Origin of the sequence: Streptococcus hyointestinalis (genome assembly GCF_041225505.1) — a bacterium.
GTDB classification, from domain to species: domain Bacteria; phylum Bacillota; class Bacilli; order Lactobacillales; family Streptococcaceae; genus Streptococcus; species Streptococcus hyointestinalis_B.
In genome coordinates this window covers 1-10,215 of sequence record NZ_JBCLSK010000046.1, presented here as the reverse complement: position 1 = coordinate 10,215, position 10,215 = coordinate 1, and the positions used below count along the sequence as shown (strand labels likewise).

Sequence of the window (10,215 nt, the reverse complement as noted above, 5' to 3'; positions counted from 1 at the left end):
ACTCCTTTTGAATTCAGGAATCAGGTTGCTTAATCATTTTATTATTTCACTGTCTACTTGACAGGGAGCTGTTCATTACTCAAGTGTTTTTTGATGTATTATTTGGCGAAGTCAAGAAGAGCAAGGAAGCTTTCTGCTTCAAGAGAAGCTCCACCAACCAAAGCACCGTCAACGTCTGGGCAAGCCATGTAAGCTGCAACGTTTTCAGGTTTTACAGAACCACCGTATTGGATACGTACTTTGTCAGCAACGTCTTGACCGAAGTCTTTAGCGACAACGTCACGAACTGTTTTACACATTTTTTGAGCGTCGTCTTGAGTCGCTGATTTACCAGTACCGATAGCCCAGATTGGCTCGTATGCGATAACTGTAGCAGCGACTTGTTCAGCGCTCAATCCTGCAAGAGCTGCTGATACTTGGCTACCTACGAACTCAGCTGCTTTACCAGCTTCATAAGTTTCAAGAGACTCACCACAGCAGATGATTGGAGTCATACCGTTTGCAAAGATAGCTTTTGCTTTTTTGTTGATGTCTTCGTCTGTTTCATGGAAGTAGTCACGACGTTCTGAGTGACCGATAACCACGTAGTCAGTTCCCATTTCTTTAAGCACTTGTGGGCTTGTTTCACCTGTGAAGGCACCTGCATTTTCAAAATAAGCGTTTTGAGCAGCGATTTTAAGATTTGAACCTTTAGCAGCTTCAAGAACAGTTGACAAGTCAACAGCTGGTGCAGCGATTCCTGCTTCTACAAGTTCAGCTGATGGCAATTTACCAACAACAGCTTCCACAAAAGCTTTTGCTTCTTGTGGGTTTTTGTTCATTTTCCAGTTACCAGCGATAAATGGTTTACGTGACATTTCACATACCTCTTCTTTTTTTATTTACTTGTTTATTTTATCACATTTCAGCGACAATTTAAAGAAATAGTCGCTTTTTTCTTGCTATTCTTCCTTGTTTATCAGAACTTTGCGTGGTTTAGTCCCTTCGGCTGGACCAATGACGCCAGCTGCTTCTAATTCTTCCATGAGGCGTGTTGCCCGTGGGAAACCGACAGAGAGTCTACGCTGCAACATCGAAGCACTCGCTTTTTGGCTTTCTATGACAAGGGCTTTTGCCTCCTCAAACAAGCCATCACCGTCAGATGTACCTTTTTGCCCAGAGGCAAAATCTTGCTCAGACACTTCACCTGGATCAAAACTCTCGTCGTAGTCGGCTTCTGCTTGGTCTTTGATAAAGCTGACAATCCGCTCCACATCGTCATCAGAGATGAAAGAACCTTGCAAGCGCACAGGGTGATTTTCATCAATAGGCTTAAAGAGCATATCGCCTCGACCAAGGAGCTTTTCAGCGCCATTCTCATCTAAAATAGTACGGCTGTCTGTCCCGCTAGAAACCGCAAAGGCGACACGAGAAGGAACATTTGCCTTGATGAGCCCAGAGATAACATCCACAGACGGACGCTGCGTCGCTAAAATCATGTGAATTCCTGCAGCACGTGCCTTTTGCCCTAAGCGGATAATAGCGTCTTCGACTTCCTTACTAGCCACCATCATCAAATCTGCCAACTCATCAACGATAACAACAATGAGCGGAAGCGGGATGTGCTTTTGCTCGGACTGCTGGTTAAAGGCTTCAACCTTGGCATTGTAGCCAGCGATGTTACGCACACCAAAGTGGCTAAAGAGCTCATAGCGCTTCTCCATCTCATCGACAACCTTCTGCAGTGCTCGGCTGGCTTTTCTAGGATTGGTAACGACAGGAATCAAAAGGTGCGGAATATCATTGTAGACCGACAGCTCCACCATCTTGGGGTCAATCATCAAAAACTTGACCTGATCAGGACGAGCTTTCATCAAGATACTGGCAATCATGCCATTAACCGCCACGGATTTCCCAGAACCCGTTGAGCCGGCAACGAGAAGATGGGGCATTTTCGCCAAATCAAAACTACGAGCTGTGCCATTGACCGCCTTACCAAGCGGCACTTCTAGGAGGTGGTTGGGATTGGTCTTTGCCTGCTCCCACAATTCACGAAAAGAAACGGTGGCAATTTCAGAGTTTGGCACTTCAATACCGACCAAGGACTTGCCAGGGATAGGAGCTTCTATGCGGACGTCCTTGGCTGCAAGAGCCAGAGCAAGGTCGTCTGCTAGGTTTGAGATACGATTGACCCGAACACCAACGGCAGGCTTGACCTCGTACTTGGTCACAGATGGACCAATCTCAGCACGCTCAACCTTGACATCAATTCCAAAACTCTTGAAAGTATCCTCTAAGACAGCGATGTTCTTGCGGACGATATTTTTTTCCTTGGATTGGTTTTTAGGCTTGTCCGGTACAAAGAGGTCGATGGTCGGCAGCTTATACTGGAGCAAGGTCTTAGGACTAAAGTCAACAGTGAGTGTCTCCTCATCCTCCAAGTCGTCCATATCATAGACGACCTCTTCGTCACTAGAAGCCTTTTCACGCTCGTCCACAGATCCCTCTAGCTCTTGATGGTCTAGAATTTCTGGGAAAACCTGTGGCGTTTCCTCTTTTTCGCTGCTATCTACCAAAATCTCGCCTGTCTCAGGGTCTACGTTCAATTCACTGAGGCGTTTTTCAGCTTCCTGCGCTGCTTTTTCTTCTTTTAAGCGTTTTTCTTCCTCTTTCTTGGCAGCCTTTTCTTCTTTTTTGACAAAGCGTTTTTGCTTGTTTGCTTCGTGCTTTTGTGCCAATTTTTGGTAGCTAGCCTGCGCAAAGTCCACCACATCATAAACATCCCAAGGTCCCATCAAAAAAGCGCCTAGAAGGATAAACAGAGCTCCAATCATAAAGGAGCCGACATTGGAGAAGAGAAAGGCAGTCGGCTTATAGATAAGCGCCCCAAGCATGCCACCACCAACGAAATGCGTCACCTTAAACGCTAGGAGGTCACTAGTCAAGAGCTGTGCGGTTTGAACAAAGACATCCTTACCACGATTGGCTGGAAGTGCAAATAAATACGCCTGCCATTCAATTAAAAGCCCTATCATCAGCACCACAAAACCGCTGACAATGCCCTCGTGCTTTTTGACCCAGCGAAAGGCAAATAGGTAAACCAAGACAGCAAACATCACCAGATAAGCAAGACTCCCCACCGCAAATCGGATGACATTATACACCGTGACTCCAAAAGCTCCCAAGCGAATAATCGCAAAAAAGAGGACAAAAGCTGTCCCAAATGCTATCAACATTCGCCGAAATGCTTTTTGCTTTTCCTGCTCTGCCTTTGTTGGGCGCCGTGTTTTGCGCCCTTTTTTTCCAGACTTTCTTGCTTTTGCCATATAACCTTCCTACGTTAATCTAAATAATCGTAACTTTTATTATACCATATTTTGGACACTTAGAAAAATGGCAAAAAAGAAGGCTTTAATAGGATTTTCATAGAGAAATCCTGCCTTCTGTGTTACAATTAAGAAAAAGTCTCTTGGAGGAAATAACGTTTATGAAAAAATGGGGAGTCCTATCCTTACTGCTAGTTGCTCTGCTCACTCTAGCAGGTTGTGAAAGTGTTGAGCGTGCCTTGAAAGGAGATGATTACGTGGATCAAAAAATCGCTGCAAGCTCCAGCCAAGCGGCTGAAGAAAAAGCCCAAAAAGAATTGCAAAAAGCGCTTAAAGCCAAGGCTTCTGCTTTTCCACAATTGACCGATACCGTCGCAAAAGACGAAGCCGAAGTCATCATGACAACGTCGCTAGGAGACATCACCATCAAGCTCTTTCCAAAATATGCTCCGCTCGCTGTGGAAAACTTCCTCACGCACGCCAAAGAAGGCTACTATGACAATCTGACTTTCCACCGTGTTATCAACAACTTCATCGTCCAATCCGGTGACCCAAATGGGGACGGCAGCGGTGGCAAGTCCATCTGGAAAGGCAAAGACAAGAGCATTGACTCTGGCAATGGCTTTAAAAATGAGATTAGCCCTTATCTCTACAACATCCGTGGTAGCCTTTCTATGGCAAATAAAGGCGAGGACACCAACGGTAGCCAGTTCTACATCAATCAAAACAACACCGACAACGCTAGTTCTCTAAGCACCAGCAAGTATCCAAAAGCGATTATTGACGCCTACAAAAAAGGCGGAAACCCTGACCTTGACGGGCAATACACTGTCTTTGGACAAGTCATCAGTGGCATGGACGTTGTAGATAAAATCGCCCAAGTCGAAACAGACGACAGCAATAAACCCAAAACCGACGTCACCATCAAATCCATCAAAATCGTCAAAGATTATCAGTTTGATTAAAGGCAGATAAATAAAAAACGGCTTTTGCCGTTTTTTGTTTATAATTTCTCCAAAAAGGCAATTAGCGTTTGGGCGGAGCGCTTGCCAGCTTCTATGATGAACTCATCAAAGGTGATGTTGGCATCGTGGCTTGCGGTGTCGCTCATGGCTCTGATAACGATGAAGGGGCAGTTTGTAGCGTGCGCAGCTTGCGCAATAGCAGCTCCCTCCATCTCAACGGCTAGGACCTCTGGAAAAGCTGTTTTAATGCGGTCAATCTTGTCCTGACCAGCGATAAAGCTATCTCCCGTTGCGATTAAACCGATATGGCTTGCGACTTTCTGCTCTCTTAGCGTCTCCTCAAAGATCGCTACAAAGCGCTCATCTGACTCAAAATAGAGCGGCTGCATGGACATTTGCCCGTAAGCGTAGCCAAAGACAGTCAAGTCCACATCATGGTAAACCAAGCGACTAGCAACAACAACATCACCAATGCCAATGCCCTCTGCCACCGCACCTGCAGAGCCTGTATTGATAACAGCCTCAACTTCAAAGTCATCCACCAAAACCGCCACACTCATGGCTGACATGACCTTGCCGACACCAGACTGCACTAGCACCACATCATGCTTGCCTAGCTTTCCGCTGTAGTAGGTATTTCCTAAGCGAGTCGTTGTCTTTGTCTCTTCTAATCTATCTACCAATAGGTGCAATTCCTGCTCCATGGCAGCAATAATTCCAATCTTCATCTTACCTCACAAATAAAAAACAGCGTAGACTAGGGCAGCAATCAAGAGTAGCACAATCCCTAGTATCACATTTAACTTTCGTCTAAAGGCTTTGCGCTTCTCCTGCTCGATTCTTCGGCTCTTGTAGATATGAGGGACACCATCATCAGACTGAAAGTCCTCATCATACAAGTCCTCATCACGCAGCTCGCCACGCTTTGCTTTTTCAATGATGTCATCTGTAAGAAGGGGCTTTCCCACTAGGCATCACCTCCGTAATTCAGCGCATAATATTGTAGAGCAATCAGAGTCTTGGCGTCACAGATCTGCCCAGACGCAACCAGCTCCATGCACTCCTCATAGCTAAGCTCAAACAGCTCAATGACCTCATCCTCATCTTGCGGGCGAGGATTGTCCACTTTTTTGAGCTTGTCCGCTAGATAGAACGTGATTTTTTCATTTGAAAAACCAATAGCCGTGTAAAAGGTATAAAGGGGCGTGAGCTGACCTTGGTAGCCTGTCTCCTCCTCGAGTTCACGGCTCGCCGCTTCTTGCTCAAAACCTGCTTCGCCCTCTTCGAGCTTTCCAGCTGGAATCTCGTAGGATACGCTCTCAATAGCCTTGCGGTATTGTTTGACAAGGATAATCTTAGCTTCATCCGTCACAGCTAGAACAGCGACAGCACCCTTGTGAAAGACCAACTCACGCTTTGAGGTGCCAAGATTATTTGGCAGCTCGACCTCATCTAGGCAAACCTTAAAAATCTGACCGTCAAAAATCTCTGTGCGCTTCAGTGTTTTTTCTTCAAAGTCCATAGCTTACCTCACTTTTGAGATGGATGGTGGGGTTTGTTTTTAGCGTAGCCTTCTTTGTTGACTTGACGTGCTCGTCCAATAGCGATACTATCTGCTGGCACATCCTCAACGATACTAGAGCCCGCAGCTGTCAGCGCATTGTCCCCAATCGTCACAGGGGCAATCAAGGTTGAGTTGCTGCCGACAAAGACATTGTCCCCGATAACGGTCTTGTACTTAGACTTACCGTCGTAGTTGACCGTGATAGTGCCTGCACCAAAGTTGACCTTGCTGCCTACTTGAGCGTTGCCGATATAAGTGAGGTGCCCTGCTTTGGTGTCCGCACCGATATAAGAGCCCTTGACCTCGACAAAGTTTCCGATGTGGACGTCTGCCTCAAGAGTAGAGTCTGGTCTGATATGAGCGTAAGGACCCACCGTTACGCTATCAGCTAGCGTAGAGTGCTCAATGGTTGAGCTGGTAATGACACTTTTAGCTCCGACAGTTGAGTCGATAATAGCTGTGCCGTTGGTGAGTGTGACCTCCTCACCAATCTTAGTGTGCCCTTTGAGGGTGACATTAGCTTCGATGAGGGCGTCTGCGCCAATCTCCACGTCAATGTCAATGTAAGTCGCTTTAGGATTGGTAAAGGTGACACCATTTAGCATGTGCTTGCGGTTGATACGCTCTCTCATGACCTCTTCAGCAACAGACAAGGCTGCACGGTCATTGACACCTAGACTTTCGTTGAAATCACGCAACTTATAAGCACCGACCTTTTCACCAGCTGCTTTAAAGATACCGATAACGTCTGTCAAATAATACTCACCTTGGGCGTTGTTGGTATTGATATTTTTGAGGGCTTCAAAGAGGCGTTTATTGTCAAAGACGTAAGTGCCTGTGTTGATTTCAGTGGCTTGCTTTTCAAAGTCTGTGGCGTCTTTTTCTTCGACAATCTTGGTCACTTCCTCGTCTGAGTTACGGATGATACGCCCGTACCCAAAAGGATTTTTAGCGTCCGCAGTGAGGATAGTTGCGATATTTTTGTGATTGACATGGTAATCAATCAAGCTCTTCAAGCTCTCACCAGTAATCAAAGGCGTGTCGCCAGCGATAACCAAGGTCTGTCCGTCTAGGTTAGAAAGCTCTTTTTCTGCCATCATGACCGCATGCCCAGTGCCAAGTTGCTCCTCTTGGAGAACAAAGCTCGTCGCATCCCCTAGCACTTGACGCACAAGCTCTGCCTTGTGTCCTATAACGGTCACAGTCTTTTTAGGGTTAATCGCCTGAACACTGCGAAAAACATGCTCGAGCATGGTGATACCAGCAACCTTGTGCATGACCTTAGGCAAATCTGACTTCATACGAGTACCCTTACCCGCAGCTAAAATAATTGCATAATTCGACATAATACCAATCCTTCATTTCTATAAATAAACTGCTACTATTATAGCATAAAATCACACATGAGACCTAGTCTGGTCTGTGGATTGAGCCGCACGCTCTAACACATCCATCACATCTAGGCTATGCTCTAGCGCTTTTTGGGCTGCCTTGGTATCTTTAGTAGCTAAGATACGCTCAAACGCTTCAAACTCACCCTGCATGCGGTGTTTGCCAGCATTGACATCAATGACTTGAGCCTTTTCTCCATTCAAAGTCACTTGGACAGTTGGCAGACTATTTGTCGGACCTAATATAGCGATAGAGCCTTTATTGCCCTGAATAGTCGAGCGCACCTCAGCAGCACAGTCTTTGGCGGCGATACAAACGCACTTAAAGGCACCAAAGTCCATGACCAAAATCCCCGAGGTATCCACGCCACGCTCTTTATTTGCCAGATAAGTCACAGACTTTGGCTTGCCAAAGAGCCCCACCACAAGGTGGATATTGTAGATATTGAGGTCATAGAGCGCCCCTCCACCCATCTTGGGGTCAAAGGCTGGCGCAATATCACCACGCTTAAAGGCGTCATAGCGTGAGGAGTATTGCGAGTAGTTGCACTCTACAATCTTGAGCTCACCGATGTGTGCCAACTCTTCTTTGATAACATCAAAGTTTGGCAGGTATTGGTTGGTAATGGCTTCTAGCAAAAAGACCTTTTCTTTTTTAGCGATAGCAACCAGATCTTCTAGGTCTGCTTTTTTTAGCGTAAAAGGCTTTTCACAGATGACATTTTTGCCAGCAAGCAGAGCTTTCTTGGCATAGTCGTAGTGGGTGTTATTGGGTGTCCCGATGTAAATCGTATCAATAGCGTCGCTCTTTAACAAGTCCTCATAGTTACTCGTCGCTATCGTCATAGCGTAGCGCTGGGCTAGCTCCTTCGCTTTTTTTAGGCTACGTGGTGTGGACAAAATCCCTAGCAGCTCAATGCCAGTAACTCTTTCTAAAACAGGCAAGACTTCCTCAACGATTTTTCCCGTCCCTAACAAGGCTAACTTCATTTTGCGTCCTCTTTCTTAGGATAAACCACTGCAAACTCTTCTAGGACAATGACACTATCATGACTAAAGGTCAAGCCGCACTCTTCAAACCACTTACTGAAAATTGTTTCATGCACTTTTTGCCAGTAGGCAAGGCTTCTATCGCCTTCACCCTCCTTGTAAGCATGCTGGGCTGACACTTGAGAAAAAGGCACTAGACTGACTTTTGTGATTTCAATGATACAAACCGCCTCATCCTTGCTATCCAAAACGACATCATAAGTCCCCTCTTGTGGCAGAGCTTCCTTGTCCAGCTCGTACAGATCATAGGCGGAAGCGGTCGCTGTTTTGACGCCTTTTAAGACCAAGTCCGCTAGCGTATCTGCCTCCACACCAAAAGCCCAAGCATCCATGTCTTGAGTGATGTCAGGACGAGTAGCAAGAAAATCTTGCCACATGATTTCTGCTTTTACCATGCTTACCACCTCTTTCCTCAATTATCTCCGAAAAAGAGGGAAGCAACGGCGATAACGATAATGGCACCGAGTATGGAGGGAAAGACAGCCATACCAGCTAAGTGCGTTCCCCAAGCCCCAAACAGACGTTGTCCGACAAAGGCACCCAGTAATCCTGCCACGGTATTCCAGATACAGCCCATTGAGCGGTCTTTACCTGTCACAAGACTCGCTAGCCATCCGATAAATGCACCGACTATTAGTGACCAAATCATAGATATTCTCCTTTTTCCTGTGTACTAGTCTGATTATAGCATGATTAAAAGACTTTGACAAAACTTGACCAAGTTTAAAACACTAAAAAGAGAGTGGAATAAAAATTGGTCATTTCGCAGAAATGCGATTTTGTCGTTCCACCTCCGCATAGCTCAAAAGGTTAACAAAACCTTTTGAGGTTGGAAATAAAGTCAAGTGAAACTTGATGTCAAAAAGGCTTCTAAAAGTTGATTTATCAACGTATTAGAGCCCACTAGCAGGGATTGATTGGCACCAAAGTGCCTAATCAATTGTGCATGGGAAACTCTAAAGCGACTAAAGTCACTAGAGTTTCTCCAAACCACTGCGTCTCGTACATAAATCTATACAAAAAAAGAAGTTGAGATTTTTCCCAACTTCTTTTAGGCTATTACAAGCCCCACGCACCAAAACCTGATGATTGGTAAGCACGGATAGCGGCTTGGATTTGTGCGTCAACAGTTGATGTGTCACCCCAGATTGGCATTGTTTGGAAAAGACCAGACGCACCTGATGGGTTGTAGGCATTGACGTTACCGTTTGATTCTTTAGCGATGATGTATTCCCATGTGCTTGCGCTTGTACCAGTTGCTGCAGCTACTTGAGCTGCAGCGTAAGCACCGACACTACCAGCTGTATTGCCGTTTGACAAGACAACGCTTGATTGGTAGCTTGATGTATCAGCAGTAGTTGCTGCTGAGGCTGTTGTTGTCGCTTCTGTTGCAGTTGCTGTAGTTGCCACAGCATTTGCTTCGTCAAGCTCTAATACTTGACCAGCATAGATAAGGTGGCTGTTTGCAATGTTGTTTAGGCTAACCAATTTATCCACAGTTGTGTTGTGGTTAGCTGCGATAGCTGACAATGTATCTCCAGATTGAACAGTGTAGCTGTCTGCGCTTGCTGCAACACCCGCTGTAGCCAAACCAAGCACACCTGCAACCGTCAATAATTGTAATTTCATTTTGTTTGTCATGTATCTTCTCCTTAAGAATATGATATTACTCTACTTACCTCAAATAAGTAAGTGCATTACTTGTTGACTCAATCAACAACGTTATCTATCATACACGCTTAAGGTGACAAACGTATTGGCTTTGTGTAACATTATTAACAAAGAGATTGACTTTTACAGACGAAACTTTAAACAAACCTTAAAAAATACATCTTTTTCCCATTTTTAAATATTGTTTTATTTCTAAAAGTTCTAAAATGAAGTTAGCCACTTAAAAGTATGAAAAAACACCTCAGAGAGATATAATTGTAATCACCACA

At 45.3% G+C, this 10,215-nt stretch carries 11 protein-coding genes; 1 reads left to right on the top strand and 10 read right to left on the bottom strand.

What is annotated here, in order from left to right:
* Positions 1–98: 98 nt before the first annotated feature.
* Together tpiA and AALA56_RS09000 are read right to left on the bottom strand one after the other, a co-directional pair.
* Positions 99–857, bottom strand: a complete 759-nt coding sequence (gene tpiA / locus AALA56_RS09005; protein ID WP_369909718.1) for a triose-phosphate isomerase — start codon at positions 855–857, stop codon at positions 99–101.
* A gap of 84 nt (positions 858–941) precedes the next feature.
* On the bottom strand, positions 942–3,305 hold the full coding sequence (locus AALA56_RS09000) for a DNA translocase FtsK (protein WP_369909717.1): 2,364 nt from the start codon (positions 3,303–3,305) through the stop codon (positions 942–944).
* Between the two features lie 161 nt (positions 3,306–3,466).
* Here AALA56_RS09000 and AALA56_RS08995 point away from each other — a divergent pair, with 161 nt between their 5' ends.
* Positions 3,467–4,270 (top strand): peptidylprolyl isomerase, encoded by an 804-nt coding sequence (locus AALA56_RS08995; RefSeq protein ID WP_369909716.1) that lies wholly within the window; start codon positions 3,467–3,469, stop codon positions 4,268–4,270.
* 38 nt (positions 4,271–4,308) lie between these two features.
* On the opposite strand, the gene AALA56_RS08990 is transcribed toward AALA56_RS08995, so the two are convergent.
* The 8 genes from AALA56_RS08990 to AALA56_RS08955 all read right to left on the bottom strand — a co-directional run bounded on the left by AALA56_RS08990 (position 4,309) and on the right by AALA56_RS08955 (position 9,904).
* A complete protein-coding gene (locus AALA56_RS08990) occupies positions 4,309–4,998 on the bottom strand; it encodes a 5'-methylthioadenosine/adenosylhomocysteine nucleosidase (protein WP_369909715.1) in 690 nt (229 codons plus the stop codon).
* A gap of 6 nt (positions 4,999–5,004) precedes the next feature.
* Positions 5,005–5,238 carry a cell wall synthase accessory phosphoprotein MacP gene (gene macP, locus AALA56_RS08985; RefSeq protein WP_369909714.1) on the bottom strand — a complete coding sequence of 78 codons (234 nt, stop codon included), beginning with the start codon at positions 5,236–5,238 and terminating at the stop codon, positions 5,005–5,007.
* Positions 5,238–5,792 (bottom strand): NUDIX hydrolase, encoded by a 555-nt coding sequence (locus AALA56_RS08980; RefSeq protein WP_369909713.1) that lies wholly within the window; start codon positions 5,790–5,792, stop codon positions 5,238–5,240. The genes macP and AALA56_RS08980 overlap by 1 nt, the downstream gene beginning before the upstream one ends.
* 8 nt (positions 5,793–5,800) lie before the next feature.
* Positions 5,801–7,180, bottom strand: a complete 1,380-nt coding sequence (glmU, locus tag AALA56_RS08975; protein WP_369909711.1) for a bifunctional UDP-N-acetylglucosamine diphosphorylase/glucosamine-1-phosphate N-acetyltransferase GlmU — start codon at positions 7,178–7,180, stop codon at positions 5,801–5,803.
* Positions 7,181–7,231: 51 nt separating this feature from the next.
* A complete protein-coding gene (locus AALA56_RS08970) occupies positions 7,232–8,215 on the bottom strand; it encodes a Gfo/Idh/MocA family protein (protein WP_369909710.1) in 984 nt (327 codons plus the stop codon).
* Positions 8,212–8,652, bottom strand: a complete 441-nt coding sequence (locus AALA56_RS08965; RefSeq protein WP_369909720.1) for an ASCH domain-containing protein — start codon at positions 8,650–8,652, stop codon at positions 8,212–8,214. The genes AALA56_RS08970 and AALA56_RS08965 overlap by 4 nt, the downstream gene beginning before the upstream one ends.
* 35 nt (positions 8,653–8,687) lie before the next feature.
* Positions 8,688–8,924: a GlsB/YeaQ/YmgE family stress response membrane protein gene (locus tag AALA56_RS08960; RefSeq protein WP_164682534.1), complete on the bottom strand. Its 237-nt coding sequence runs from the start codon at positions 8,922–8,924 to the stop codon at positions 8,688–8,690.
* A 410-nt stretch (positions 8,925–9,334) separates the two neighbouring features.
* The gene (locus AALA56_RS08955) at positions 9,335–9,904 is read right to left on the bottom strand and encodes a LysM peptidoglycan-binding domain-containing protein (protein WP_369909719.1); all 570 of its coding nucleotides are present in this window, start codon (positions 9,902–9,904) and stop codon (positions 9,335–9,337) included.
* Positions 9,905–10,215 lie beyond the last annotated feature (311 nt).